This is a genomic window from Hoeflea sp. CAU 1731, from assembly GCF_039888615.1.
Lineage (GTDB): Bacteria > Pseudomonadota > Alphaproteobacteria > Rhizobiales > Rhizobiaceae > Flavimaribacter.
Genome location: NZ_JBDQQS010000026.1, coordinates 15,914 through 42,425, shown reverse-complemented (window position 1 = coordinate 42,425; position 26,512 = coordinate 15,914). Strand labels below are relative to the sequence as shown.

The following is a 26,512-nucleotide window of genomic DNA, read 5'->3' as shown; positions in this document are numbered from 1 at the left end:
CCTATCGAGGCAAACTGGATCCGTTAACAATGGCTTCGGCCCTTGCAGCCAGCGCAATCAACCGTGCGTCCTGGCCTCGCGGCATCGCAATGGTCAGGCCGACGGGCGCGTTTCCCTTCTCGTGAATCGGAATGGAGATAGCACATCCGTCGACGAGATTGATCAATGTCGAGTTGCGCAGGAACAGAAGATTGACCCTGCCGTATTCTTCCTCATCCGAAAGGTCGGACAGGGCAGGCGCAGTATCGGGCACGGTGGGATAAACAACGGCGTTCAATTCAGTCATCAGCGAATTGAAGTCTTCGATCAGCCTTGTCCTCGCCGTCTTCAGCATTGCACGGTCGGTGTCGTCCTGCGCTTTTCCCCTTTCGATGCGTGATTTCACCCGCGGATCGAACACTTCCCCTCTTTCCTTCAACAGGGCGGCGAAATGAGCATAGGCCTCACCCGCCGGAAACCCGCCCTTGCTGGACAGGTCGCCAGCATTGGCGAATAGCGAAGTTGGCGCGTTCCGAATGGAGAATCCGCCGATCTCGAGGGTCTTCATGGCCTTGTCAAAGCAAGCCATGACGTAGTCCGACACCTGATCGAATACGATGCTTTCAGGCACAACCAGGCGAATCTCGCCGATGGCTTCCGCATTCTCAGTAAGCGCCTTGCCAGTCGTGAATTCTGTCGCAATTCTGCAGCATTCGACGGAATTGGCCATGCAGCCTACCGTATCTAGGGTCGGCGACAGCGGAACCATATCAGCCAGCAGACTCTTGTCCTGGGTGGGCTTGAATCCGACAACGCCGCAGAGGGCGGCGGGAATTCTGCATGAACCGCCGGTATCTGATCCGAGACCCATCAGCGCCATATCATCCGTTACCGAGACGACCGCGCCCGAACTCGAACCTCCGGGGATGCGGCCTGTTTCCCTGTCGTATGGATTGAGGGGCGTGCCGAAATGCGGATTCATGCCAAGCCCGGAATAGGCAAGCTCAGTCATGTTTGTCCGGCCCATCACAATGAAGCCGGCCTTGCGCAACCTTTCGACAGCAATGTTGGTACGGCCGGTAACCGGATTGTCCGACATGACTTTCGATCCGGCGCGTGTCGTATGGCCGGCGTCGTCAAACAGGTCCTTGATCGAAATGGGCGCGCCGGCAAACGGGGACGGCAGACGGCCTGCCTTGCGCTGGCCGTCCCAGTAGTCCGCGGATCTGCGAGCCTCGTCTTCGTACAGCTCCACAAATGCACGGGCGCCTTCGCCGTCCGGTCGGTGAATGTTGGACAGCGCCTCCTCGACAAGGTTACGCGCTGTCGTATCGGCGTTCGACAATTGGTCTGCGGCTTCGCGCAAAGAACGTGGAAATTTGCGTCCATTCATGTCGTTGGTCACACAGGATCAAAGTAATGGATTTCGAAGAGCAGGCAGCCCTTTTCGGATTTGAACGGACCATGATAGGCGCCCGGCGGCCGGCAGGCGTATGTGAATGGCTTGAAGGCCTCGCCGCCTTCTCCGTTTTCGTCGTTTCCAACCGTGAGGTCGCCACTGATGAGGAATACCTCTTCCCAGTATGGGTGTACAAAGGGAGCGGTGGTGAATACGCCGGGATCGAAGCGAAGCAAACGCGATCTGCTGCCGCGTTCGCCGTCCTCATCCAGCGAACCGGAAAGTATTTTCTGTTGAATACCCGACGGATAGCCAGCAGGAACTTCCCAGCCGTCGTCCATGTTCAGGCCAGTGAATTCGAGATGCAGTTTGTTGACAGGCATGTGAGCCTCCTTGGCGTTTATATTCTGGACGCCTGATCGAGGCTTTCGATCAGCGAGGTGCGCAGCAGATGCGCCCGGGTTTTTTCGATATCGGAGGTAACGTTTTCCAGTTCCTCCCGATAGGCTTTACGGGCCTCCGGGCTGGAAGCTTCCAGACGTTTCTTGTTTTCCGCCGACTGTTTGTTCACGTGTTCGATGGAAACCATCCTGCGCTGGTTGGAATATGTGTCGAGCAATGTTTCGTCCGCAGATCCGTCAAGCACCGCCAGCAACTTGTTTTTCAGGTTATAGGCATCGTGAACGCCGCTGTTGAGCCCCATCCCGCCCAGCGGATTGTTTGCGTGGGCGGCGTCGCCCACCAGGATCACTCGACCCCGACGATAGGTTTCAGCCACGCGCTGTTGCACGCGGTACAGGGTGCGATGCCGAACCTCATAGTCTTCGCCCAGCCGGTAAAATCCCTGCAAGCGGCCCTGTGTCGCCTCGTCCGATAATGTCTGTTTTTCATCTTCGTCCGGCGGCACAGGAAACATCAGGCGCCATAATTCGGGCGTGCGCAGCATCAGGCACCACTCCCTCGGATCGGCGATGTAGGTGACGTAGGACAGGTCACTCAAATTATCCTCGAAGCGAAACGGCGTGCTCATTGAATAAAACCGTTCGGGATAGGTGAAGCCTTCATATTCGATTTCGGCATTGGTGCGTACTGCAGATCCTACGCCATCGGCTCCGACCAGAAACTTCGAGGAAATGATGACAGGTCCGTCCGGCCCCTCGGCAGTTGTGACAACGCCCGTGCTCTTTGCTTCATGCGATGTGTAGCTGGTGGAAAACAAAAGCCGGTTGTTGGGCAGGTTTTCGAGATACGCCGCCAGCAGAGGGGTAAGTTTGTGCTGTTCAAACTGGAGGCGGTACGGGTGCTTGGTGCGATCGGAAATCAGTTCAAACTGAAAATCCGCCAATATCTCGAGTCCCTGTCGGTCCCATATCTGGTAGTTGGGCACGACAACGCCTCCGCGTTTCATGCTCTCCACCACGCCAAGTTCATCAAGCATATCCAGCGTGGACGGGTGGAAAGTAGATGCACGCAGATCCAGCGCCAGACTGTCGTTACGTTCGATGCATATTGTCTCAATCCCCTGAGCAGACAACCAGGCCGCCAGGGACAGGCCCGCCGGACCCGCTCCGACAATACATACGTCACATTCAAGAGTCATAACGCCCCCACACATTTAAAGGTAACTTGGTAAAAATGTTACAATGTTCGGAATCAATAAAAGTACCGCAAGAACAATCAGTTCAAGAAGCACAAACGGAAACGCGGCAGCATAAATAGTCCGAATTCCGTAGCTATCGCCTACTACGCCCTTCATCACAAATATCAGTAGACCAAAAGGCGGTGTAATAAGCCCCAGTTCAATAGCGATGAGCATCATTACACCGAGCCATATCTCGTTTACGCCAAGTGCATCAGCCATTGGTAAGAAAAATGGCAAGGTAATCAACATCATGCTGATCTGATCAACAAAGCACCCAAGGACAACAAGCACCATCATCATGACGGCCATCGCCACTAACGGGGTCATTTCGCGCTGGAGGATTAGTGTCAGAGCGCCATCAGTTGCACCAGAAAAAGCAAGGATCTGTGAAAACGTGGTCGAACAGGCAACGATAAATAATATCATCACTGACGTTTTTCCGGTTTCTTCAATGGCCATCCACAGAGAGCGCCAACTCAATTTTCGATAGTATGCCGCCAACAACAAGGCACTGAGCGCGCCCAATGCAGCAGACTCTGTTGGCGATGCAATTCCGGCAATGATGCTGCCTAACACCGATATAAACACCAAGGATAAAGGCAATACGTCAGTAAGAAACGGAACAATCCGCTCACGCCAGGTGAATTTTTGCATGTCATAAGTAGGTGCTAGCCGAGGATTGAGTGAACTTCGCACCACGACATAGCTAATGAACAGGCCGGCCATTAAGAGACCTGGTATAATCCCCCCGGCCAAGAGTTCCGCGACCGGCATGCGCGCCAGACTTGCCAACAGAACAGCCAGTGCGCTTGGTGGAATCAACATCGCAATTCCACCCACCGCCATAATCGGCCCCATGGACAACGCTGGGCTGTATCCACGTTTCTGCATTTCAGGGAGCATTACACCGCCCAACATGGCGGTATTCGCTATTGTTGACCCCGAGAGAGCCGAAAAAACGGTTCCTCCACCCAAAGCAACGATCGACAGACGACCAGGAACCTTGCTTATAAGCCTATCAACAGCGTTGATAGCCGAATAAGCTACACCAGTTCGAAAAAGTATCTCTCCCATGAAGATAAATAGTGGAATAGGTGCAAGATTGTAGTTGGCCACTGAACTGACCATCCCACGCACAAAGGATACCAAGCCCGCACTGCCGCCGAGGAACAGAACGGCGCCGAGAATATTCGCTGACAAAAAAGCAAAAGCAACGGGCACACTGAGTAACATGAGAAAACCCACGGTGCCAAGCATTACTAGGAGTGCATAACCCCACTCCATCTCAAAGCCCCGTACTAGTGACGGCTTCTTTATCAGAACTTAAAAATAGCCGTGAAAAGAATTGAAGGCAAAGAACGAAACCACATACCGGGATCGGTGAAAGCAGCAACCATTCCGGATATGTCAAACTTTTGTATGCAAATAGATTTTCCTGCCACGCATTGTGAGCCGCAATATATCCGTACACCATAAGTATAGCAGACACGAATATGCCGATTAGCGAAACAACTGCATCAACAAAGCGGCGCACACCGCTATTTAGCTTGGTGAGCATGGCGTCCATGCGGACATGACCATGTTTTCGCAGCACCCAGGGCGCACCGACAAAAGTAGCAGCGTAGATGACATATTCGACGATCTCGACTGCCCACGGCAGTGCCCCTAGCTTCAAGTAACGCACTGCGATATCGAGTGCGATCAGCACTGTGACAGCACTGATCGCAAGAGCAGAAGTCATACCCAACCCATTCACAAGATAGCCAAGCCAATAGTCGAATCTGACCATGTTTGCCCGCCAAATACAGTTGTTGGTGTAGTCGCTCACTTGGAGAACAGTTCTTTCAAGCGAGGACCGTACGCGGGACTTTTCTCGATAATATCGTCCCAAGCAGCATTGTAGGCAGTTTCCAAAAAGACAGCTTTCGCATCTGGCGAAAATTCAATCACCTCGATACCAGCATCAGCCTGCATTTCCTTTTGTTTTGCAGCGTATTCTGCTTCTTTGGCGTCCTCCGCCTCTAGTTCAAGCATCACATCGTTTAGGATTGCCTGCTGTTCCTTCGTGAGCCTTAACCAAGCATCCTTGCCAACGAGGATATTGATCTCTGTCTGATAGAAACCTGGATCCACACGGTATTTAATGACATCTTCCCAACTGAAGTCGAATATGCCAGCTGACGGCCACCCAAGCCCATCAACTGTGCCTCGCTCCAGCATGGTATATACGTCCGATGGCGGTGCAGTAACCGCAGTCCCGCCCAGCGCTTCCACCAGTTTACGATAAACAGAACTCACCCGAATTTTGAGTCCTGAAAGATCTGGCTTATCAATTTCTTTAGTAAGGTAAATGTGGAACTGTGCATGGCTGTTTACTAACCCCAAATAGTGAGCGTTCATCTTTGCGAGATGTATTTCATCAAGCAATGCCATACCGCCATTTTGGCGCAATTCTGAAACAGGAACCTCAATCATCTTTAACGCATCCGCTTCCGGCACCACATTCAAGTAAAAACCCAGAGTGCAGCCGATGATGTCGACGATTCCGTCCTTGAGATTTTTACCTACCTCTAGGGTTGCCATGACCTTGGGTGCGCCACCAAGATAATTGATCTTGATAAGCCCCTCTCCGCGTTCATTAACCTTCTCAACAAAAGTCTCAAATCGCTGGGAGTAATATGTACCCTCAGGAAAGCAGCTTACTCCCCGCAATGTCGTCACCTGTGCGACACCAGTTGTACACAAAGTCGCTAACATCACCCCGATCGCTGCAATTCTGATCGTCATACAAGTCATCCCAGTCTCCTATTTTAGTGGAAGTGTCGACCGCCATCGACCACAAGCGTTTGGCCAGTGATGAAGGATGCAGTTTTGCTGCAAAGGAAGGTTACGGCCCCGGTGATGTCTGCCGGATACTGGTCGCGCTTAATGGCCCGCGTAGAAATCGCCAGCTTGCTTACTTTTTCAAACTTGTGTCTATTTGCTTCAACACCTGTTGAAATTGTAAATCCAGGAGCTATGCAATTTACACGAATGCCATCGTCACCAAGTTCGTTGGCCAGTGAGCGTGTCATCGACACAATCGCACCTTTGCTAGCGACATAGTGAAGGAGGTTTGGCAATCCGGTAAAAGCAACACCGGAACCGATCATCACGATCGAACCGCCACCGTTCTTTTTAAGCAAAGGAACAACAGCCTTACACATGTTAAACGTGCCAACAACGTTCACGTCCAGAACCCGATGCCAATCTTCGGATGTTTGTTCAAGAAACGACCCCGGCTCAAGAGTTGCATAAAGCCCGGCATTGTTCACCAACCCAGAAATGGAGGAAAAATCCTCACACGCTTTGGACAATGCAAGATTGATACTGTCTGGTGACGTTACATCGCATTTCACGCCATAACAGCGATCATTCTGCAGTTGTTCGGCTGTTTGCGGAGCGCCAGTGATATCAGCTAGAATCACTTTCTTTCCATCATCCAGAAGCGCCTCAGCTATTGCGCGCCCGATTCCTTTAGCTCCACCAGTAACGACTATTGCACCAGTCACTGCACGGTCTCCACACCCTGAAACCAGATCGCCTTTGTTTTAAGATATTTTTCGTAACCCTCTCGGCCGAACTCCTTACCGAACCCGGAGCGTTTGAAGCCGCCGAACGGACTGGACACGTCTGCAGTACGACCAAAATTGTTGATCCAGACAGTGCCGGCTTCAATGCGCCGCGCGGCCGCCATTGCCCGATCGATGCTGGAGGTATGCACTGAGGCCGTCAAGCCGTAGTCCGGATGATCCGCCAGTCGCAGTCCCTCATCGAAGTCGTCGAACCGCTGGACTGCGAGCACGGGCCCGAACACCTCTTCGGTGAAGAGCGCGTCGTCAGTCGGCACATCCATGACGATGGTGGGCTCGAAATACTTGCCGCCGTTCATATCGAAACTGTTGCCGCCCGTAAGAGTGTTACTGGCGGCGGCGTCCGACTTTGCCAGAATTCCCGCGATGCGCCGGCGCTGCAGATCAGATATTATGGGAGGCAGACCGGTTGTCTCCGACCAGGTTGGTCCACTCATGACGGAGTGAAGTTTGCTCAGCACCATCTCAAGCAATCTGTCGGCTACGCCATTCTGAACAACAAGGCGGCTCCCGCAAAAGCACAACTGCCCGCTGTTGCGCGTCATACCCGCTGTGATGGCGTTTGCGACCCGATCCAGATCCGAGACGTCGTCGAAGACGATTTGCGGACTTTTGCCGCCGAGCTCCAGACTGACAGGTTTAGGACCGGAAAGCGCGCAATCGGTCATGATTCTCTGGCCGGTCTTCGTCGAGCCGGTAAAGGCGACGAAACTGATGTCGGGATGGACAACAAGAGGGCGTCCCGTCACTTCGCCGGTTCCCACGAGTACGTTGAACAAGCCCGCGGGCAGGCCCGCCTCCACCGCCAGCCGGGCGAATGCGATTGCGGAAAAGGGAGTCATTTCGGATGGTTTCAGAACGACCGCATTGCCGGCGGCGAGAGCCGGCGCGAATTTTACCGTCGCCAGCAGGATCGGCACGTTCCATGGAGAAATCGCGCCGACGACGCCGTAGGGTTCTCGTATGGTCGTGTTGAATATGGCGTCGGCGCTGGCGAAAGTGTCGCCCGCCATTTTGTCCGTCCATTCGCCATAATACCGGATCATGTCAGCCGAAGCGGGAATGTCGCGATCACGGCATTCCTTTATGGGACGCGACGAACTCAGGGCTTCCAGTCGGGACAGGTATTCCGCATTCTCGTCGAGAAGCTGCGCCCAGTTCCGCATGATTTCGCCACGGGCGCGTGGCGCAAGTCTGGCCCAGTTTGAGACCTCTAAAGCCTGTCTGGCGCCCGAAACGGCGCGTTCGACATCCGCAGCGTTTGCCTGGCGGACTGTACCCGCCAGTTTGCCGTCTGACGGTCGGAAGATATCGAGTTCATCCCCTGCACCCTGGATCAGTTCACCGTTGATGAACGAACCCAGTGGAATTTCGACCGCTTCAGGATTGAAATCGCCTGTCCTTATGTACTTCATGGCCTCATCTCAACTTTTCCGCTCAAGAACGGGCTTCACCAAGACATTTAAAACGGCTGACCGTTGTTCTTCACGCACGACCCGCAGTGCTTCAGTCAGTTGCGGCAGCACATCGCCGGGTTTGGTGACTTTGGCGCCCCATCCGCCGCTCACCTTGATCGCCTCTTCGAAGGCGGCGTCCTGATCGAGCTGCGCCATTGGCGGTTGGTTAGCCTTTGCCGCCGCTCCAGCAGGATACATACTCACGGTCGAGCGGTGGACCGCGAGCCACATTCCATTGTTGAAGATGACGGTAAGGGTGGGCGCATCATTGATTTTCGCGGAGTAGTGCGCCGGAACCGGGTTGCCGAACATGTAGGCTCCGTCACCGACTGCAGCTATGACGGTTTTTCCCGGCGAGCCCAGCTTGATGCCCTGCGCCGCGCCAAGCGCCCAGCCAAGGCCGCCAGCCGAACTGTGCGAGAAATAACCCGCCGGGTGCGCATGGCTCATCATTCCCAGATCGATGGGGTATTCATTCACCAGCACGGTTTCGCTGTCGCAAATGGTATCGAGACAATGGCTGACCCAGGATGGATGGATCGGTTCCTGCAGGGCAAGGTCTTCAACCTGCGAGGCGCGCGCATCGCGCCGGGCTCGACTTTCTGCGCGCAACGCCTCGAGACGCATTTCTACGACCTCGGACACTTTGGGCCAGGCGTTGAGAAGATCCTGCAAGGCGCGCTTAATGTTCGCGCTTACGGCAATATCGGCGCGGAAACCGCGCAACGGATATCGCGAAAACAAGGCGTCCGGGGCGATATGCACAATGACGGCGTTGGGATCGGGCTCTGCCTGGTCCGGGATCCACGGTACATCCGAATCAAGAACCAGCACGAAATCACTTTGCGCCAATCGCGACGACGCGTCCCAGCCGCCGTGGCAGGGATGATCGCCAGTGAGATTGACATATCTGGGCCGGAACTGGACGACAGGCGTTCCAGACATTTCGGCCAACCGGCCAAGCAAGGCAGGTACGTCGGGGTCGGCGCCTGCTGAAGATGTGACCACCAGGGGGCGTTTGGCCTTCCGCCAGTGAGAGACTATGTGTCTGCATTCGTCTTCGGGCAATCCCGTTGCTTGAAGAGCCGGGAAGGTGGCTTTAGCAACTTGATGAGGCTCGGAGGCAGGAAAAGCGAGCAATTCACGCGGCAGAACCATGTAAATCGGTCCCTTTGCGTCGCTATTTGCAACCGCCAATCCACGGTCGATCGCCGTTTCAAGTTGATGCGGGTGGCGGAGCTCGAAATCCCATTTTACGAGTTCTCGCAGCATTCCCGCCTGGTCGAACATCTCCTGCGCCCAATGAATGTAATTATCGCGAGCACCCAGCAGGTCTGATTCTGTCCAGGGCGTCCTGCCTGCAAGCAGCAGGATCGGAATGTTCTGGCGACACGCGTTGAAGATTCCATTTATCGCGTTTGCCGTTCCCAATCCAACGTGAACCATGACAGCGGCCATTCGCCCAGTGGCGAGATAGTAGCCGTGAGCTGCGGCCACGGCGACGTTTTCGTGAGGCACCAGGACCGCGCGCGGTACTTTGCGTCCCTCTTGCTCGGCCTTTTCGTATGCTTCAGCAATAGGCGGGAAATCAGTTCCTGCGTTATAGAACAATACGTCAACGCCGCGATTTGCGAGTTGCGACAGGAAAGCGTCGGCGACAGAAAATGATGTTTCAGACAATTTTTTACCTCATTAAACATTTCGATAGCATGAATATTTCTATGTTTCAATAGTGAAATTTCAGCATCTCTTCTGAAGAATATCAATAGACAGATCTTGTTCGACCTTCTCGGTCGTTTGCAATGGAGGCTCCTGTTCGGCACCCCTGAAAGATTAGGCGTCAGTGGCTCGAAGCTGCAAACGGAATTTTAGGGTCGTCTGGTGTTTGAGCTTCTTTGCTATTCGTGATTCAGCACACAACCCGGCGGTCTGATCACTGTCCACCCTCAGGGGGTGCACTCAGGGTTAAAGTGTAGATTGCGCAACGGGGCGGGCTGGTTCCGCCTGCGCACGAGGACGCGGTGGAACTTGGGGCGATGGTTGTCGGCGATCCCAGCGGGAGTAACGCCGACGGCGCTAACCTGCAACCTGAGATCATCATAGGCCCGGCAACGGTTCGCATGAAGGAAGGTGCGTCTGCCCGACGTATTGCTGCAGTTGCGCGTACGCTTGCAGCGTCCTCATGATCTTTCCGTCGAGCCGGGTGCGGGTCGTGGTTGCAACGAAGCCGGTGGACTTCCGCAAGGGCCACGACGGTCTGGCGGCCCTGGTGAAGAACGAATTGCGCAAGGATCCGTTCACGGGAACGGCGTTCGTCTTCCGCTCGCGCCGGTCGGACCGGCTGAAACTCATCTACTGGGACGGCAGCGGGCTGGTAATGGTCTACAAGCGGCTGGAGGAGCATGCGTTCACCTGGCCGGGCATCAGGGATGGGCTCATGACGCTCAACCATGCCCAGTTCGAGGCTCTGTTCGCAGGTCTGGACTGGCGTCGCGTTCGCGCCGTCGAGGCGCGTGCGCCAACGGCCGTCGAATAGCTGCGGCACGATGACTCGGGCGTTGCTTTTTGCGCGCAAGCCAGCGCCGGATTTGATAGAGCCGAGCCATGCTGACCCTCACCGATCTGCCCGATGATCCTGCCGCCCTAAAAGCGATGCTGATTGCCTCGGAAGCGCGCAATCTGCGCAAGGATGAGCGGATCGAACGTCTGGAAAAGCTGGTTGCCGCATTCAGGCAGGGCGGCCTTCGGGCGCAAATCCGAAAGACGGGACCCGGATCAGTTCGATCTGGCGCTGGAGGATCTGGAAACGGCCATTGCGGCGGTTCATGCCGAGGAGGCAGATAGCCCCGACAGACGACGAGCCCCCAAACGACGATCAGGCAACCGCGGATCCTTGCCAAAGCATCTTCCCCGTATCGAAGAGGTCATTGAGCCGGAAAGCCTGATCTGTTCCTGCGGCGGGTGTCTGCATCCTATCGGCGAGGATGTCTCCGAGCGGCTGGACGTGATCCCGGCTCGGTTCCGCGTCATCGTCACCCGCCGCCCGAAATACGCCTGCCGCTCCTGCACCGATGGCGTCGTTTAGGCATCGGCGCCGGCTCGGCTGATCCAGTCGGGTCTGCCGACCGAGGCCGCGATCGCCCATGTGTTGGTATCCAAGTATGCCGACCACCTGCCTTTATACAGGCAGGCTCAAATCATGAGCCGCCAGGGCATTGATCTTGACCGGCCCACGCTTGCCGACTGGGTTGGCCGTGCGGCTTTCGAATTGCGTCCGGTCTTTGATGCGTTGATCGCAGACCTGAAGCGGTCCGCCAAGCTGTTCATGGATGAAACCCGTGCCCCGGTGCTCGATCCCGGTTCCGGCAAAACGAGAACCGGCTACTTCTGGGCATTGGCTCGCGACGACCGGCCGTGGAACGGCGGGGCGCCGCCCGGTGTGGCCTTCACCTATGCCCCCGGCCGCGGCGGGCAGCATGCCGAACAGATATTGCAGGGCTTCTCAGGCATTCTGCAGGTGGACGGCTACGCCCCGGGAAAAAAGCATGCACTTTGATGGACTCCCGTCTCCCCAAGTGTAGGTTGTTGCTTAAGACAGATTTCCTGCTTTCGCGGACACCGGGAGGCGAAAGAACACCCAGGTGGTGGATCAATAGGAGATGGCGGATCACCCTCAATACCTAGAGCGCGAACATAGCCTTTTGATTTTCGGCGTTCCAGAGAGGGTGCCGCTGCAAGCAGCGCTTGTGTATAGGGATGCTGGGGATTAGAAAAAAGTGACTCGACTGGAGCCTGTTCGACAATCTTGCCCAGATACATCACACTAACGTCGTCACATATGTATCTAACCACCCCTAGATCATGGCTGATAAACAAATAACTCAAACCAAGCTCCTGTTTGAATCGGGTCAAAAGGTTCAGAATCTGAGCTTGGATTGCCACATCTAATGCGCTGACTGGCTCATCACAGACCAGAACCTTCGGATTAGTCGCCAATGCCCGTGCGATCGAAATCCTTTGCCGTTGCCCTCCCGAAAACTGATGAGGAAACAACGCCATCTGGTCTTGACGTAGTCCGACAAGCGAAAACAATTCCCTTACACGCTCGTCACGAGCAGTTCGACTACCAATAGCCGTAAGATCAAGAGGCTCTCGAACAATATCGCCAACTCGCATCCGCGGATTCAAGGAGGAATACGGGTCCTGAAAGATGACCTGGATATCACGCCGCCGCAGACGCATTGCTTCATCTTTCAGGTCAAGAATATTCTCGCCCTCGAGACAGACTTTCCCTTCAGATGCTTTTGTAAGACATACCGAAGCCATCGCAGCGGTCGTCTTTCCGGATCCGGACTCTCCAACGATCCCTCTCGCACGGCCTCTTTCGACCGTGAACGATACCGAACGAACCGCCTCGAGAAAGCGTGGTGGCGCAAACAATGAGGAACGCGGCAACCTAAAGCGAACCGTGAGATTGCGAACGTCCAGTATGGGGTTCATCACTTGCTCGATTCCAAAAGGTGACAGGCGACAGGGTGAGATTGATATGCATTCAGAGCAGGCTTTTCCAAGCGACATCTTGCGAAGGCATGCGAGCATCTGTCAACAAACGAACAACCGTCCTTTAACGCATGCAAAGGTGGAACCATACCAGGTATTTCTTTGAGTTCGGCAGACCCCTTGGAAACATTGGGAACACAATCAATCAGTCCTCGGGTATAGGGATGTTGAGGATTGTCCAAGACATCGTCAGCCATGCCTTCTTCAATCACGCGCCCTGCATACATCACCGCGACCCGGTCGGCCATCTCTGATACGGCACCCATATCGTGGGTAATAAGTATGATGGCGGCACCGGACTCTCTTTGAACTTCATTCAGCAGGTCGAATATTTGTGCCTGTACCGTCACATCCAAGGCCGTGGTTGGCTCGTCAGCAATCAAGACACTCGGCCGACAGGAAACAGCCATAGCAATCATGACACGTTGACGCATGCCGCCGGACATTTGATGCGGAAAATTGCGCGCTCTTGTTTCCGGTGAGGGTATGCCAACCCTCTCCAGCAACTCGATCGCCTCCGCCATCGCCTGGTCCGAGCGTACATTCTTGTGAAGCATGATCGCTTCTGAAATCTGCGATCCGACCGAAAAAAGCGGATTCAAGGAGGTCATTGGCTCCTGAAATATCATCGCCATTTCGCCTCCCCGCACAGCACGCGCGCGCGCCGCGCTTACCTTGGTCATTTCCTCGCCCCGCAAGCGGATAGAACCACCTGCAATCCGACCAGCGGGAAAGGGCACCAGTCCCATAACCGACAGCGCGGTAATCGACTTACCACACCCGGATTCGCCAACGATCCCAAGTGTTTCACCCTCTTCCACCTGAAGGCAGACCCCGTCAATCGCCGTCACTTCTCCATGCTGAGACTTGAAAGTTACAACGAGATCTTCAATTTCCAGAAGCATACTCATCGTTCTCTAAGTTTTGGATTGAAAGCATCATTCAACCCGTCTCCAACGAGAGATACTGCCAAAACCGTTACGAAGATCGCCAGGCCGGGAAATGTGACAGGCCACCAGGCTTCCAGAATTTCGTTTCGGTTGGCGCCAATCATCAACCCCCAGGACATGACATTCGGATCGCCCAGACCAAGAAACGACAAGCCCGCTTCAAACAGAATTGCGACACCGATGGCGAGAGTGGCAGAAACAATCAAGGGTGGCGCGGCATTTGGCAGTATGACTTTCCAGATAATACGAGAGTTTCGTGAGCCTATCGCGCGCGCCCCAAGGACGTACTCAAGTTCTCGTATTCTGAGGAATTCTGCCCGCGTCAACCGTGCGGTCTGGGGCCAGCTTACAACACCTATTGCGAATGAGACCGTCCACAGAGAAGGAGAAAACAATGTTACCAGAACCATTGCAAAAAGCAGTGTTGGAACAACCTGGAAAAACTCGGTTACCCGCATTAAAAGGGTATCAACCCAACCTCCATAGTACCCGGACAAGGCGCCGAGTGAGACGCCTATAGCCATTGTCAAGATTGCCGCGCTTGCACCTACCATCAACGTGGGTGCGCCGCCCGCAAACATTCCTGCAACGATGTCGCGCCCAAGATAGTCTGTGCCAAGTGGAAGCCCAGGTTTACTTAGTGGCGGCTCGTGCGGCGTCCAAACAATGTTGTAGGGGTCTCCTGTATAGAACAGGCCTCCGTATACAGAAAGAATCAGAACGATTAGAAACAGTATCAGCCCGAACATTGCAGGCGGATTTCTCATGAACATCCTGAGCGCATCGCGCCCTGGGCTTACCGCTTGTAACGGCTCGGCAATCGTTCGAACTGGATCATTATCAATAGTCATATTGACTTCATGGTTTTTCATGTCATCTAACCGATGCTCTTCCGAGATTGAAGAAATGGGTAAGATGGGGGTCCGAGAGATCCACTGCCCATACACTTTTGGTTAAGTTCAGGCGCAAGCAGAAGCAAACTTGCATTATCCGCCCTCCTTTAAACGCGGATCTACCCAGCGGTAGGCCATGTCTGTAAGGATATTGGCAGACACGACCATCAATGCTGCAAAGAAAAGCACACCCAATACTGTGGAATAGTCACGACGCAATATCGAATCGAAAGCCAATCGACCCAATCCGGGCCAGTTAAAAACTGTTTCTACAAGCACCGCACCAGAGATCAGGTTTCCGAACTGCAACCCGGCAACGGTAATGATCGGTAGCGCAGCGTTTCTCAACGCATGTTTGAAAAGGACGGTCCGCTCGGGCGAGCCCTTAGCTCTGGCCGTACGAATATAATCAGACCCTAGAACATCGACCATTGAGGCCCTGCTCAGACGGGCATACTGAGCCAAGTATACGATGGCGAGAGTAATTGCTGGGAGGCATAAATGGTGCAGAACATCAACAAACTGGATGAACGGCCCAGCATCTCGTAGTCTGACCGATCGCATCCCTTCGACCGGAAAAATCGGAAACATAGACGAAAACAGAATTATCAACATGATCCCAGTCCAGAATATGGGAACCGAGTAACCAATTGATGCAAAAATTGACACAAGCCCAGACAGTTTGCCATTTGGTTTATTCGCTGCAAGGACGCCAAGAATTATACCGATTACCATTGCCAACAGTTGTGCAGAAAATACCAACAATATTGTGGGACCAATCCGTTGTGCTATTAGGGACAAGACAGGTTTGTTGAAGAACATGCTTTGCCCGAGTTCCCCCTGCAGCACCCCGGCTACGTAAATCCACAGCTGGTGAAATAAAGGTTTGTCGAGACCGTATTTCGTACGGATCGACTCCAAAATTTCAGGTGTGACTCCCCCCATTTCCCCCGCAATAACCAATGCGGGATCACCCGGGGCAAGACGGATCAGCAGGAAATTGAGAACAATAACCGCGAGCACCAGAATGACCCCGTAGCCGATACGACGCAGAACAAAATTTAGTGACATACAGAGATTCCGGTTACAAAGCGTACGAGGGCGGCACGCCGCCCCCGGGCTACGTTATTAAGTCACTTGGACCACTCGACAGTGTCCATGGGATGCATCGTTCCCCAGATACCGTTGGGAACGTTCATCAATGTTTGCTTATAAGCGGTCCGATACGGAAGGGCATTGATCCAATATACTGGAAGGTCATCAGTCACGATTTTCTGAAATTCAGAATAGAGCGCTTTCCTTTTATCGACATCAAGTTCGACTGCGGCAGCATTCAGTAGCTCGTCAACCTTCGGATTGCTGTACGACTGCGTGTTCGACCAGATGACTCCCTTCCGGATGTTGTTTGTCAGGTACGAGCGATGTACGCCGATCACTGGGTCACCCCAGTTGAATAGAATATCCATGGTCAACTCGAAATCATGTGACCCAACCCGTCCTGCGAATGTAGCGAAGTCGGGAGCGGCCCGAACTGTGAGATTGATGCCGATCTTCTTCAGTTGAGATTTGAGATACTCCGCCACATTTTGATGCTGCTCACGCGGACCAGGAATGTAGTCAATCGTGAGATCCATGCCGTCTGCGTATCCTGCTTCCTCCATCAAAGCTTTCGCCCTTTCAAGGTCGACGTCGTATTTTTCTACTTTCTCCTCGAAGTATGGCGATGTCCTCGCAATCGGACCCGTTTGCGGGGTGGACACGCCACGGTGAAGTGCCTGCGTGATAAAATCACGATCAATGGCATAGGCAATCGCGCGACGAACGCGAACGTCGCTGAGTTTGTCGGACGCCAGATTAAATGCCAGCCAGTTGATAGGGCCCACGGCATCGTATCCCTCGGAGGTGACGTTAAGCGAGTCGACCTTCTCCAGCCGCCGGATTTCCTGACTGCCAGCCATAAAGGGGTACATATCTGCGTCGCCATTTTCCATTGCTATCAGCAGCGCAGCTGGATCCTGGATCGATCGAATTATGATTTCGTCAAGTCTAGGACGACCTTCAATGAAGTAGTCTGGATTCTTCTTTAGGACGATGGCGTCACCCGGAACAAAGGATTCAAGCATAAACGGTCCGGAGCCGACCGGAGATGAATTCGCTGGGTGTGATTTCAAATCCTGTCCGTCACCATAGACATGCTTAGGCATAATGGGTGCGAGTATCGGCGAAAGAGACAGCAGAAGCGCAGGATGCGTGCTATTCAGCTTGATGATAGCTGTATGCTCATCAGGTGTTTCCACTCGATCAACCGGGGCAAACATGGATTTGAAAGGGTGGTTCTCCTTGATTGCCATAATTGAAAATGCGACATCCTCCGATGTTATGGGCTCGCCGTCATGGAATGTCGCGTTATCTACGAGGTTCAAAGTCAGACTCAAGCCATCTTCGGAGAACTCCCAGCTTTTGGCAAGGTAAGGCTGAGGTTCCCAATTTTCGTCATAACGTAGCGGTGAAGCAAAAATTTGCGCCGATGGTACGGCGGTTGCACTGCCAGACTGGAACGCAGCATTGAGGTGTCTGGGTACCTGCGTTGAAACTATAACTAGCGATCCATCATCAGCATGAGATAGCTGACTCACTAATGTAATAGCTGCCACACTGGCCGCGCCAAGCATTCGCATCAATATGGACATCTCTTTCCTCTCTTACGTTTCCTGACTACGAGCCTATCACACTACAAATGTCTTCAGCAATAGTGAAATTTCACAATGTCTTTACAACGCGAAGAGTGGTCTGCTAGTCATGGGATTTATCGATCCGGAAGGTACCGCGGGGAGTTGGCTATGAGTGAAATTACGCTTTTCGAAGCACGTAATATTATAACGATGGACGTGAACCGTCCCCTAGCAACGCATGTCGCGGTCCGAGAGGGTGAGATACTGGCAGTTGGCGGCGAAGACTGTGCGCAACAGTGGGGAACCGCTAGACTCGATCGATCATTGAAGCATGCAGTCTTAATGCCTGGCTTTGTTGAAGGGCACGCCCACATGACAGCCGGTGCAATTTGGCGATACGCATACGCAGGCTATCATGATCGTTATGATCCTTCCGGCGTCCTCTGGCCGGGCCTCCGTGACATTGATGCCTTCATTATACGAATGAGGGAACGGCTCGATGAGCTCCAACCCGAAATGCCACTGATTGGCTGGGGATTTGATCCAATTTTTCTGCCCGGTGAGCGGCTTAATCGGCATCATCTGGACAGGATCAGTCGAGCACGTCCCGTTGCAATCATGTTCTCGAACTTTCATATCATGTGCGTTAATTCAGTTGCACTTGAAATGGCCGGATTGGATTCAACAACGGACGCAGAAGGCGTAACCAAGGATTCCGCTGGAGAGCCGACCGGAGAGTTGCGCGAACACGCATCAATGTTCCCGGTAATGCATCGTCTCAACATCGACTTTCGTGGTCTCAATCGACAACCAGATTCGATACGAGCTTATGCTGAAGTCGCGCGCCGCGTTGGAGTAACAACGGCAACGGACCTGTTTTCCCGTCTGCAGGATTGTGACATCGACACCATGTTGCAGGTGACCGGGCAGACCGATTTCATGTTGCGGATAGTTCCTGCGTTGGCCGCGCAGGAAGCGCCGATGGATGTCGCAAAGAGGGCGATGGAGATCCGCAAGCGATCTCGAGATAATCTGCGCCTCGGCGCGGTGAAGATTATGACCGACGGCGCAATTCAAGGATGGACTGCCCGGGTTAAATCTCCGGGCTATGTAGGGGGGAAGCCAAATGGCATCTGGAATACTCCGCCCGAAAGAATTTTTGCCCTGGTTGAAGAAATGCATCAGTGCGGCATCCAAATGCATATTCACGTTAATGGAGACGAGGCTGCTGAAGTGACACTTGATGCTCTCGAGGCAGCATTGTGCAAACACCCCTGGCCGTCCCATCGCCATGTATTGCAGCATTGTCAGCTTATGGGGCGAGATCTCTATCGCCGCGCCGCTGAGCTGGGCGTATGCTGCAACATATTCGCAAACCACATTTGGTATTTCGGAGATCAACACGCAGCGATTACAATTGGAGAAGATCGTGCGCTTCGTATGGACGCTTGTCGAACAGCACTAGACGTCGGGGTTAACATTGCCATTCATTCCGATGCGCCGGTGACGCCCATGGCTCCATTGTTTACGGCCTGGTGTGCTGTCAATCGCAAGACGATGTCCGAACGCACCTTGGGAGCGGCGCAATGCATCTCTGTGCAAGAAGCGCTGTTTGCAATTACAATGGGCGCCGCTTACACACTGAAACTGGATGGCGAAATCGGTAGCGTGGAAACTGGAAAACGTGCGGATTTTGCAATACTTGGTGCCGATCCGTACGAGGTCGATCCTATGAACTTGAAAGACGTTGAGGTCTTGGGAACAGTCTTTGGCGGAGCAGTGAACCTTCTATGAATGACCGTCTGCCACTCAGTGTAATATCTGGTTATCTTGGCGCAGGTAAGACGACGCTGATAAATAGGGTTCTTGCCGAAAAACATGGACAGCGCTTATTTGTTCTGGTGAATGATTTCGGCGCAATTTGTATAGATGAATGTTTGCTGGAGTCCGCGACGGAGGATACGCTGGTATTGGCAAATGGTTGTGTTTGCTGCACCATGGGCGCGGATTTGTTTCTGGCCGTGGGTGACATACTGGACCGAGCCGATCGTCCGGATCACCTCCTCATCGAAGCTTCTGGTATTGCGGATCCATCACGCATAGCACAGGTGGCGAAAGCAGAACCGCAACTAGCCTACGGGGGCATAACTACCGTCGTGGACGCACAATTGTTGCCAAAGCAACTCCAAGACCTACGCATTGGCAAGCAGGTACGCCAGCAAATCGCGGCGGCTGATCTGGTTTGTATCAGCAAAGCAACGTCTTCAGATCCGGCGAGCGAACCCCTTCTGGACGCTCAAGCCTGCGCACCCATTGTGAATCTCGCAAAGGTTGATCAGATTTCTCCAGCACTGCTTGGCCTTCGACCATCGAATATTCCCGCACGATATCTTACGGGACATAACTCGTACATATCCTGGCAGTATTCGGGGAAGATCAAACTATGCCGCGCGGCCCTCTTGGCCAAGCTTAAGCAACGACCTGATGACATACTTCGTCTGAAGGGATTTGTATCAAATGACGACGAGACAGCTTGGCAGGTTCAATGCGTCGGCCCGACAACAAGTATCAAGCCGGTTGGACAACCGCTTGCGACAACACTGGTGGCAATCGGTTTGTCCGATCGCATCACGGAAGACGAAATAGAACGCTGGTGGAGAAGATAATGCGGCGTGCAATAATACATGATCACATTACGCCAAGGAAGTGAATCAATCAGAACGCTCTGACCGCTAACCAAAGTAAGTTCGAAAGCACTTTGAACTGATGCGGTGGATTCCCACCCGCCAGCATCGGATACTATCCCGGTTCCATATTCGCTTAGCAGCATGATGATATTCAGTTTTTCCATCAATTGCCTTTCCGACTGGATCGAATGAAACGCCTGCAGGAGAAGCACACGGCGTAGATGCTCCGGTGGGGTTGAGGGAGGCCAAGCCGGGAAATGGTCGATGTAGAATCGACGCTCAAACCTTGAAGAACTTTTTTCACTATCTCTCAGATCTGTCGCGGTGATTAATGTCGAGGCACACGCCCTTCAATCGTAACCGCTGTTCTACCCCCACGTAGTTTTGCCCCTCTTTATCTGTGATCGGCTGATCCTGTTGGATTGCTAGGGAGTTTCTCCATGGAGACTACGATTGAGGTTCTCTCGGACAGGCGTGATACAGGTGGCCAACGCCGGTGGCCGAACGACGTGAAGGCGCGGATCGTTGCGAAGAGTTTGCGCCCGGGTGTGACGGTCAATGAGGTAGCGGGACGGTACGGTCTGAAGCCGGACCACCTGTCCGAATGGCGAACGTTGGCGCGGCGTGGCGAGCTGGTTCTGCCGGCTCCGGAAGATGACGTGGAGTTTGCGGCGATGATCGTCGCGGCTCCGGATGAATGTGAAACTGCGGTTGAAGCAGAGCGCCCCGAGATCCTTATCGGCCAGATTACAATCCGTTTGGAGACAGGCGTGTCCGCGAAGCGGATTGCAGTCGTCGCGCACGCTCTCGGCGCGCTGCCCTCATGGTCTTTCCGTCGAACCGGGTGCGGGTCGTGGTTGCAACGAAGCCGGTGGACTTCCGCAAGGGCCACGACGGTCTGGCGGCCCTGGTGAAGAACGAATTGCGCAAGGATCTGTTCACGGGAACGGTGTTCGTCTTCCGCTCGCGCCGGTCGGACCGGCTGAAGCTCATCCACTGGGACGGCAGCGGGGTGGTGATGGTCTACAAGCGGCTGGAGGAGCATGCGTTCACCTGGCCGGGCATCAGGGATGGGCTCATGACGCTCAACCATGCCCAGTTCGAGGCTCTGTTCGCAGGGCTGGACTGTCGTCGCGTTCGCGCCGTCGAGGCGCGTGCGCCAGCGGCCGTCGAATAGCTGCGGCACGATGACTGGGGCGTTGCTTTTTGCGCGCAAGCCAGCGCCGGATTTGATAGAGCCGGGCCATGCTGACCGTCACCGATCTGCCCGATGATCCTGCCGCCCTAAAAGCGATGCTGATTGCCTCGGAAGCGCGCAATCTGCGCAAGGATGAGCGGATCGAACGTCTGGAAAAGCTGGTTGCCGCATTCAGGCAGGCGGCCTTCGGGCGCAAATCCGAAAGACGGGACCCGGATCAGTTCGACCTGGCGCTGGAGGATCTGGAAACGGCCATTGCGGCGGTTCATGCCGAGGAGGAGGCAGATAGCTCCGACAGCCGACGAACCCCTAAACGACGATCAGTCAATCGCGGATCCTTGCCAAAGCATCTTCCCCGTATCAAAGAGGTCATTGAGCCGGAAAGCCTGATCTGTTCCTGCGGCGGATGTCTGCATCCTATCGGCGAGGATGTCTCCGAGCGGCTGGACGTGATCCCAGCCCGGTTCCGCGTCATCGTCACCCGCCGCCCGAAATACGCCTGCCGCTCCTGCACCGATGGCGTCGTTCAGGCATCGGCGCCGGCTCGGCTGATCCAGTCGGGTCTGCCGACCGAGGCCACGATCGCCCACGTGCTGGTATCCAAGTATGCCGATCACCTGCCTTTATACAGGCAGGCTCAAATCATGAGCCATCAGGGCATTGATCTTGACCGCTCCTCGCTTTCAGACTGGGTTGGCCGGGCAGCCTTCGAGTTGCGTCCGGTCTTTGATGCGTTGATCGCAGACCTGAAGCGGTCCGCCAAGCTGTTCATGGATGAAACCCGTGCCCCGGTGCTCGATCCCGGTTCCGGCAAAACGAGAACCGGCTACTTCTGGGCATTGGCTCGCGACGACCGGCCGTGGAACGGCGGGGCGCCGCCCGGTGTGGCCTTCACCTATGCCTCCGGCCGCGGCGGGCAGCATGCCGAACAGATATTGCAGGGCTTCTCGGGCATTCTGCAGGTGGACGGCTACGCCGGATACAATCGGCTGATCGCACCCGATCGCGTCGGTTCGCAAATCCGGCTAGCCTATTGCTGGGCCCATGCCCGCCGCAAGCTCGTCGAGGTCACCCGCACCGGCTCTGCGCCGATCGCACAAGAAGGTGTGAAGCGCATTGGCGAACTCTACCGGATCGAGGCCGAATTGCGCGGGCTCGATCCCGAGGCGCGGCTGGCTGCCCGGCGGGAGCGAACGGCGCCGCTCATCGCGGACATGGAAACTTGGCTCACGTATCACCGTGCCCGTGTCGCCGCCAAATCGCCCCTGGGCGAAGCCCTGAAGTATATCGCCAAATACTGGGTGGGCTTGTGCCTGTTCCTGACCGATGGGCGGATCGAGATCGACAACAACACCGTCGAACGGACCATCAGGCCGATTGCCCTCAACAGGAAGAACGCTCTCTTCGCGGGTCATCAGGCCGGAGCCGAAAACTGGGCGGCAATCGCCTCACTCATCGAGACATGCAAGCTCAATGCTATCGACCCCCAAGCCTGGCTGGCTGCGACCTTGACCGCCATCGTAAATGGCCACAAACAAAGCCGCATCGATGAACTCCTGCCGTGGAATTACGACGCCAGGGTGTGATCAAAACACCGCTTACCTTCAATCGATACATAAGAAATAGGATCTCCGCTCTTTCGGGTGCCGCCATTGACCAGCGCGACTTATGCTCGACACCGCCGATCACCACCATCGCCTCACCAAAGTCGGCCTGGGCATGGCCGGGCGGATGCGACAGCAGCACGAACACTTCCTGCCGGCATTGATCGCGCTCGCGCATGTAATCCTTGATGATCGTAAAGCCGCCGGTGAACCCGCACTCGTCCCGAAGACGGTCGAACACACGCTTGGCCGTGTGCGGCTGCTTGCGCGGAGCCTTCATGTCCTCATCAAGCCAGTGATCGATTGTTGAAACAAACGCATCCAGCTTGGGTCGCCGGATCGGTGCCTGGCGTCGATAGCCGGGCGGGGTCGAATAGGACAGCATCTTGCGCACGCTCGCGCGCGATATGTTGAAATGCTTCGCGGCCTGGCAGCGTATCATCCCTTCCGAGCAGGCCAGACGGACCTTCAGATATAATTCAACGGTGTAGATCCTCTAGATGTTCAGTCCCGGCATCTGATGGATCGGGGTGAGTTTGAAGCGTTGCGGCTGTGAAGTCCATGTCTTGCAGATGAATTCGTACGGCGTGAGACCCTTGAGGGTCTTGAGCCTGCGGGCGAAATTGTAGGCTGAGATAAAGTCAGCGAGGTGTCCGCCTAGCTGGTCATGGCTTTCATAGTAGAAGCGCTTGACGGTCGCGTCCTTGATGGTGCGGTTCATCCTCTCGACCTGGCCATTGGTCCATGGGTGCTTTGCTTTGGTCGTCCGATGCTCGATATCGTTTTTGGCACAGGCAAGTTCGAAGGCATGAGCCCGGAACAATTCTCCATTTGCGATGGCTTCCCTGATCAGCGGCACGGCAGACCCTCCGGCGCCAGGCGTAGTGAGCTGAATGCCGTTATCAGTGAGAACTGTGTGGATCCTGTAAGGTACGGCCTCGATCAGCCGCAGCAGGAACTCACGGGATACAGCTGTGGTGGCTCTTTCGTGCAGTTCGACGAAGACGAACTTCGACGTCCGATCGATGGCGACGAACATGTGCAGCTTACCCTGCTCGGTACGCACCTCGGCAATGTCGATGTGGAAGTAGCCGATCGGATAGCTTTTGAACTTCTTCTTGTCCGGCTTGTTGCCTTCAACATTCGGCAACTGGCTGACACCATGGCGCTGCAGGCAGCGATGCAGCGATGAGCGGGTCAATTGAGGGATCGTCGGCTGCAGGGCGTAGAGGCAATCGTCAAGGGGAAGCAGCGTGTAGCGCCGGAAAGCAACGATCACGGCTTCTTCCTCCACTGACAGGATCGTCGATCTCGGCTCTCGCGGTCCGGTTGGCAGGTCTGCAACCGAAGTCCGTTTCTTCCACTTGGAAACCGTCTTGGGATTGATGCCGTAGCGCTTTGCCAGCACCCTCAGGCTCTCTTGACTATGTTGTATCGCTCGACGAATTGCCTTTGTCGTCGTGGCGCTGCCATGAAGAACCTGATGTGATGGACGACCTCCGCCCCTGCACCGACGTGCCATAGTGTGGTTGTCGAGGTTCATATCAAGGAGAGTCTTCTATGGAGAACATTACAACAATCGGTTTGGATATCGCCAAGCACCTTTTCCAGGTCCATGGTGTCGATGCGAACGGCACCGTTGTCTTGAGGAGAAAGCTGCGCAGGAACGATGTCACCGCCTTCTTCGAGCAACTGCCGCCGTGTCTGATCGGCATCGAAGCTTGTGCAACAGGCCACTATTGGGCGCGGGTGCTGAAAAAGCTTGGGCACAACGCTCGACTGATGCCGGCATCCTACGTGAAGCCATACGTAAAGAGGCAGAAGAACGATGCTGCGGATGCTGAGGCGATCTGTGAGGCGGTCACGCGGCCCACAATGCGCTTCGTTCCTGTTAAGAGTGAGGAACAGCAGAGCCTTCTCATGCTCCATCGCGTCCGCGAGCTTCTGATCAGGCAGCGGACAATGCTTGTGAACGCTCTGCGCGGCCATCTGGCCGAGTTCGGGGTCGTGACACGTCAAGGCATTGCCGGTGCCGGCATACTGATTGCGATGGTCGAGGACGAAGATCAAGACCTTCTCCCGGAACTTGCACGGGCTGCTCTCCTTCCTCTTGTCGAACAATTACGCGGGGTCCATGCGAAGGTTGGCGATATGGATCGGCAGATCCAACGCTGGCATCGCGCGAGTGACGTGAGCCGCCGTCTCGAATCGGTCCCCGGTATCGGCCCGATCACCGCGAGCGCAATTGCCGCCACCGTTACGGACGTCTCGTTGTTCAAGTCCGGCCGGCAACTCGCAGCTTGGCTTGGCCTTGTGCCGAGGCAGAACTCCTCCGGCGGCAAGGAGCGGTTCGGCCGGATCAGCAAGCAAGGCGATCCTTACATTCGCAAATTACTGATTGTCGGAGCCCACGCTGTTCTTCGATACAGTCGCAAAGCCAAAACGCAATCGGCGCGGTGGGCGGCAGAATTGCTCGCAAGCAAGCCCTACAACGTCGTCGCAGTCGCATTAGCCAACAAGATGGCGCGGATCGTCTGGGCACTAATGACGACCGGGAAGAGATTCGAAACTGCCAACGCGTAGCATTGGAGCTGGGCAAGGCAGCTACCAATTGGTGAGGTGCTGATGGTGTGATGACGAACGGTCGAGCCGTGATCGGGAGACTCCGTTATGGGCCATGCGCCAAGAGCGCGCGAACCTGAAAGGAACCCGATCAGCGGACTACATCAGGGCCCGCGCCGCTATGCGGCCGCAGCTTCGAGGCCGTATACATGCCTGCACCCGACCAAATCGTCAGAAGCGCCAGAAAATCCTTGCCATGCGGAGGCCGTCCATACATGGCCCATAGTGCCTCCTTTGATTCGGATGACAAGAATGAACCATCAATCCCTGGGATCAAACATCTAATCCTCCTGCGCTCATTGCAGAAGGACAATAGGTGGACGACTTTTACGCCGCCCGCAGCAGGACTTTCCCGCCGCTACCTGGAGTGCGCCCCTGAGGGTGGACACGTCAGGCAGCCTGTTTTGACCGTGCCGGAGTGTTGATCTCCTCGAACTGATCGGGGCTCAGATATCCGAGCGCTGAATGCAACCGGGTGGCATTGTAGATGTTATCGATGAAGGCCGGCAAGTCCGCGACAACGTCCTCGAAGGTATCATATTCGGTGGTGTAGACTGCCTCGACCTTGAGCGTCTTCATAAAGCTCTCGGTCTGGGCATTGTCATATGGATTTCCTCTTCGGCTCATGGATCCGACAAAGCCGTGGATTTTCAGGATGCGTCGATGTCGAGATGCGGCGTACTGGGCTCCTCTGCCGGTGTGAAAGACGCAGCCTGGCAGCGGATGGCGGGCCCGGATCGCCGCATTCAGCGCCGCTGCGGTGAGACGGGTATCGATGTTGCGGCCGAGACCGTAACCAACGACCTTGCGCGACCAGGCATCCAGAACGACCGCCAGATAGACAAAGCCGGTGCTTATCGCGATATATGTGATGTCGCCGACCCAGAGCTGGTTGGGACTGTGAACCTCGAGATTCCTTGCGACGTTGGGGTAGATTGGGCTGTTGTGATCGCTGTCGGTCGTCGAGACGTAGCGGCGTTTCCGCTTTGGGTTCAGATCGTTCTCCCGCATGATCCGCCGGACTTTCTTCGAGTTCACGACAAACCCGCGGCGGCGAAGTTCGGCGGTGACACGACGATAACTGTAGTTCCGGCAGGTTTCGCTGATCGACCGGATCACGCCGATCACCGGATCTTCCTCTGCCGACGCGGGAACTGCGTAGAAGCTGGAACGAGGCAGATCCATCAGCTCGCGCCCCCGTCTGACGGAGATTGCGG

The 26,512-nt window shown here is 55.0% G+C and carries 23 protein-coding genes and 2 pseudogenes; 8 read left to right on the top strand and 17 right to left on the bottom strand.

Annotated features, from left to right (window positions below; translation table 11 throughout):
- Position 1 precedes the first annotated feature (1 nt).
- From AAFN47_RS26200 to AAFN47_RS26160, 9 genes are read right to left on the bottom strand one after another with little or no spacing between them, the layout of a single operon-like run.
- Positions 2-1,372 carry an amidase gene (locus tag AAFN47_RS26200; RefSeq protein WP_499812178.1) on the bottom strand — a complete coding sequence of 457 codons (1,371 nt, stop codon included), beginning with the start codon at positions 1,370-1,372 and terminating at the stop codon, positions 2-4.
- 8 nt (positions 1,373-1,380) lie between these two features.
- On the bottom strand, positions 1,381-1,761 hold the full coding sequence (locus AAFN47_RS26195; RefSeq protein ID WP_499812177.1) for a cupin domain-containing protein: 381 nt from the start codon (positions 1,759-1,761) through the stop codon (positions 1,381-1,383).
- 17 nt (positions 1,762-1,778) lie between these two features.
- Positions 1,779-2,978, bottom strand: coding sequence for an FAD-dependent oxidoreductase (locus AAFN47_RS26190; protein ID WP_499812176.1), 1,200 nt, complete (start codon positions 2,976-2,978; stop codon positions 1,779-1,781).
- A 15-nt stretch (positions 2,979-2,993) separates the two neighbouring features.
- Positions 2,994-4,253, bottom strand: coding sequence for a TRAP transporter large permease (locus tag AAFN47_RS26185; RefSeq protein WP_499812175.1), 1,260 nt, complete (start codon positions 4,251-4,253; stop codon positions 2,994-2,996).
- A 52-nt stretch (positions 4,254-4,305) separates the two neighbouring features.
- Positions 4,306-4,848, bottom strand: a complete 543-nt coding sequence (locus tag AAFN47_RS26180; RefSeq protein ID WP_499812174.1) for a TRAP transporter small permease — start codon at positions 4,846-4,848, stop codon at positions 4,306-4,308.
- Positions 4,845-5,807 carry a TRAP transporter substrate-binding protein DctP gene (gene dctP / locus AAFN47_RS26175; protein ID WP_499812173.1) on the bottom strand — a complete coding sequence of 321 codons (963 nt, stop codon included), beginning with the start codon at positions 5,805-5,807 and terminating at the stop codon, positions 4,845-4,847. The genes AAFN47_RS26180 and dctP overlap by 4 nt, the downstream gene beginning before the upstream one ends.
- Positions 5,808-5,830: 23 nt before the next feature.
- Positions 5,831-6,571: an SDR family NAD(P)-dependent oxidoreductase gene (locus AAFN47_RS26170; RefSeq protein WP_499812172.1), complete on the bottom strand. Its 741-nt coding sequence runs from the start codon at positions 6,569-6,571 to the stop codon at positions 5,831-5,833.
- Positions 6,568-8,067: an aldehyde dehydrogenase family protein gene (locus tag AAFN47_RS26165; RefSeq protein ID WP_499812171.1), complete on the bottom strand. Its 1,500-nt coding sequence runs from the start codon at positions 8,065-8,067 to the stop codon at positions 6,568-6,570. Before AAFN47_RS26165 ends, AAFN47_RS26170 begins: the two co-directional genes overlap by 4 nt.
- Before the next feature lie 9 nt (positions 8,068-8,076).
- Positions 8,077-9,789, bottom strand: coding sequence for a thiamine pyrophosphate-requiring protein (locus AAFN47_RS26160; protein ID WP_499812170.1), 1,713 nt, complete (start codon positions 9,787-9,789; stop codon positions 8,077-8,079).
- A gap of 502 nt (positions 9,790-10,291) precedes the next feature.
- On the opposite strand from AAFN47_RS26160, the gene tnpB (AAFN47_RS26155) reads away from it, so the two are divergent.
- Positions 10,292-10,645: an IS66 family insertion sequence element accessory protein TnpB gene (gene tnpB / locus AAFN47_RS26155; RefSeq protein ID WP_499812169.1), complete on the top strand. Its 354-nt coding sequence runs from the start codon at positions 10,292-10,294 to the stop codon at positions 10,643-10,645.
- Positions 10,646-10,713: 68 nt separating this feature from the next.
- Positions 10,714-11,641: pseudogene (tnpC, locus tag AAFN47_RS26150) on the top strand (IS66 family transposase); the annotation flags it as partial.
- Here the strand turns inward: tnpC (AAFN47_RS26150) and AAFN47_RS26145 are convergent.
- From AAFN47_RS26145 to AAFN47_RS26125, 5 genes are all read right to left on the bottom strand, one after another.
- Positions 11,635-12,609 carry an ABC transporter ATP-binding protein gene (locus AAFN47_RS26145; protein ID WP_499812168.1) on the bottom strand — a complete coding sequence of 325 codons (975 nt, stop codon included), beginning with the start codon at positions 12,607-12,609 and terminating at the stop codon, positions 11,635-11,637. The pseudogene tnpC (AAFN47_RS26150) and the gene AAFN47_RS26145 sit on opposite strands and share 7 nt — an antisense overlap.
- Positions 12,609-13,580, bottom strand: coding sequence for an ABC transporter ATP-binding protein (locus AAFN47_RS26140; protein WP_499812167.1), 972 nt, complete (start codon positions 13,578-13,580; stop codon positions 12,609-12,611). The genes AAFN47_RS26145 and AAFN47_RS26140 overlap by 1 nt, the downstream gene beginning before the upstream one ends.
- Positions 13,577-14,491, bottom strand: a complete 915-nt coding sequence (locus AAFN47_RS26135) for an ABC transporter permease (RefSeq protein WP_499812166.1) — start codon at positions 14,489-14,491, stop codon at positions 13,577-13,579. The genes AAFN47_RS26140 and AAFN47_RS26135 overlap by 4 nt, the downstream gene beginning before the upstream one ends.
- 114 nt (positions 14,492-14,605) lie before the next feature.
- Positions 14,606-15,583 (bottom strand): ABC transporter permease, encoded by a 978-nt coding sequence (locus tag AAFN47_RS26130; protein WP_499812165.1) that lies wholly within the window; start codon positions 15,581-15,583, stop codon positions 14,606-14,608.
- A gap of 62 nt (positions 15,584-15,645) precedes the next feature.
- Positions 15,646-17,202 carry an ABC transporter substrate-binding protein gene (locus AAFN47_RS26125; protein ID WP_499812164.1) on the bottom strand — a complete coding sequence of 519 codons (1,557 nt, stop codon included), beginning with the start codon at positions 17,200-17,202 and terminating at the stop codon, positions 15,646-15,648.
- Positions 17,203-17,352: 150 nt separating this feature from the next.
- Here AAFN47_RS26125 and AAFN47_RS26120 point away from each other — a divergent pair, with 150 nt between their 5' ends.
- The 5 genes from AAFN47_RS26120 (at position 17,353) to tnpC (AAFN47_RS26100) (ending at position 22,655) form a co-directional block, all read left to right on the top strand.
- Complete coding sequence (locus AAFN47_RS26120) at positions 17,353-18,978, top strand: amidohydrolase (protein ID WP_499812163.1); 1,626 nt, start codon at positions 17,353-17,355, stop codon at positions 18,976-18,978.
- Positions 18,975-19,850: a CobW family GTP-binding protein gene (locus AAFN47_RS26115; RefSeq protein ID WP_499812162.1), complete on the top strand. Its 876-nt coding sequence runs from the start codon at positions 18,975-18,977 to the stop codon at positions 19,848-19,850. Before AAFN47_RS26120 ends, AAFN47_RS26115 begins: the two co-directional genes overlap by 4 nt.
- 461 nt (positions 19,851-20,311) lie before the next feature.
- Positions 20,312-20,785 (top strand): transposase, encoded by a 474-nt coding sequence (locus AAFN47_RS26110; protein WP_499812161.1) that lies wholly within the window; start codon positions 20,312-20,314, stop codon positions 20,783-20,785.
- Entirely contained in the window at positions 20,695-21,048 is a 354-nt protein-coding gene (gene tnpB / locus AAFN47_RS26105; RefSeq protein ID WP_499812160.1) for an IS66 family insertion sequence element accessory protein TnpB, read from the top strand. The genes AAFN47_RS26110 and tnpB (AAFN47_RS26105) overlap by 91 nt, the downstream gene beginning before the upstream one ends.
- Positions 21,049-21,116: 68 nt before the next feature.
- Entirely contained in the window at positions 21,117-22,655 is a 1,539-nt protein-coding gene (gene tnpC, locus AAFN47_RS26100; RefSeq protein ID WP_499812159.1) for an IS66 family transposase, read from the top strand.
- Positions 22,656-22,731: 76 nt separating this feature from the next.
- Here the strand turns inward: tnpC (AAFN47_RS26100) and AAFN47_RS26095 are convergent.
- A pseudogene (locus AAFN47_RS26095) lies at positions 22,732-23,115 on the bottom strand (IS21 family transposase); the annotation flags it as partial.
- 54 nt (positions 23,116-23,169) lie between these two features.
- Positions 23,170-24,195, bottom strand: a complete 1,026-nt coding sequence (locus AAFN47_RS26090; protein WP_499812193.1) for an IS481 family transposase — start codon at positions 24,193-24,195, stop codon at positions 23,170-23,172.
- 38 nt (positions 24,196-24,233) lie between these two features.
- Here AAFN47_RS26090 and AAFN47_RS26085 point away from each other — a divergent pair, with 38 nt between their 5' ends.
- A complete protein-coding gene (locus AAFN47_RS26085) occupies positions 24,234-25,256 on the top strand; it encodes an IS110 family RNA-guided transposase (RefSeq protein WP_499812158.1) in 1,023 nt (340 codons plus the stop codon).
- Positions 25,257-25,685: 429 nt separating this feature from the next.
- Here the strand turns inward: AAFN47_RS26085 and AAFN47_RS26080 are convergent, their stop codons facing one another.
- Positions 25,686-26,507: an IS3 family transposase gene (locus AAFN47_RS26080; RefSeq protein ID WP_499812192.1), complete on the bottom strand. Its 822-nt coding sequence runs from the start codon at positions 26,505-26,507 to the stop codon at positions 25,686-25,688.
- Positions 26,508-26,512 lie beyond the last annotated feature (5 nt).

Bases quoted from the DNA above. Each gene is read 5' to 3' on its own strand.
- AAFN47_RS26195 (WP_499812177.1), bottom strand. From the start codon at position 1,761: ATGCCTGTCAACAAACTGCATCTCGAATTCACTGGCCTGAACATGGAC.
- AAFN47_RS26130 (WP_499812165.1), bottom strand. From the start codon at position 15,583: ATGTCACTAAATTTTGTTCTGCGTCGTATCGGCTACGGGGTCATTCTG.
- AAFN47_RS26165 (WP_499812171.1), bottom strand. From the start codon at position 8,067: ATGAAGTACATAAGGACAGGCGATTTCAATCCTGAAGCGGTCGAAATT.
- AAFN47_RS26145 (WP_499812168.1), bottom strand. From the start codon at position 12,609: ATGAACCCCATACTGGACGTTCGCAATCTCACGGTTCGCTTTAGGTTG.
- tnpB (WP_499812160.1), top strand. From the start codon at position 20,695: ATGGTCTTTCCGTCGAACCGGGTGCGGGTCGTGGTTGCAACGAAGCCG.
- AAFN47_RS26190 (WP_499812176.1), bottom strand. From the start codon at position 2,978: ATGACTCTTGAATGTGACGTATGTATTGTCGGAGCGGGTCCGGCGGGC.
- AAFN47_RS26200 (WP_499812178.1), bottom strand. From the start codon at position 1,372: ATGAATGGACGCAAATTTCCACGTTCTTTGCGCGAAGCCGCAGACCAA.
- tnpC (WP_499812159.1), top strand. From the start codon at position 21,117: ATGCTGACCGTCACCGATCTGCCCGATGATCCTGCCGCCCTAAAAGCG.
- AAFN47_RS26090 (WP_499812193.1), bottom strand. From the start codon at position 24,195: ATGGCACGTCGGTGCAGGGGCGGAGGTCGTCCATCACATCAGGTTCTT.
- tnpB (WP_499812169.1), top strand. From the start codon at position 10,292: ATGATCTTTCCGTCGAGCCGGGTGCGGGTCGTGGTTGCAACGAAGCCG.
- AAFN47_RS26140 (WP_499812167.1), bottom strand. From the start codon at position 13,580: ATGAGTATGCTTCTGGAAATTGAAGATCTCGTTGTAACTTTCAAGTCT.
- AAFN47_RS26135 (WP_499812166.1), bottom strand. From the start codon at position 14,491: ATGAAAAACCATGAAGTCAATATGACTATTGATAATGATCCAGTTCGA.
- AAFN47_RS26115 (WP_499812162.1), top strand. From the start codon at position 18,975: ATGAATGACCGTCTGCCACTCAGTGTAATATCTGGTTATCTTGGCGCA.
- AAFN47_RS26110 (WP_499812161.1), top strand. From the start codon at position 20,312: ATGGAGACTACGATTGAGGTTCTCTCGGACAGGCGTGATACAGGTGGC.
- AAFN47_RS26185 (WP_499812175.1), bottom strand. From the start codon at position 4,253: ATGTTACTCAGTGTGCCCGTTGCTTTTGCTTTTTTGTCAGCGAATATT.
- dctP (WP_499812173.1), bottom strand. From the start codon at position 5,807: ATGACGATCAGAATTGCAGCGATCGGGGTGATGTTAGCGACTTTGTGT.
- AAFN47_RS26085 (WP_499812158.1), top strand. From the start codon at position 24,234: ATGGAGAACATTACAACAATCGGTTTGGATATCGCCAAGCACCTTTTC.
- AAFN47_RS26125 (WP_499812164.1), bottom strand. From the start codon at position 17,202: ATGTCCATATTGATGCGAATGCTTGGCGCGGCCAGTGTGGCAGCTATT.
- AAFN47_RS26120 (WP_499812163.1), top strand. From the start codon at position 17,353: ATGAGTGAAATTACGCTTTTCGAAGCACGTAATATTATAACGATGGAC.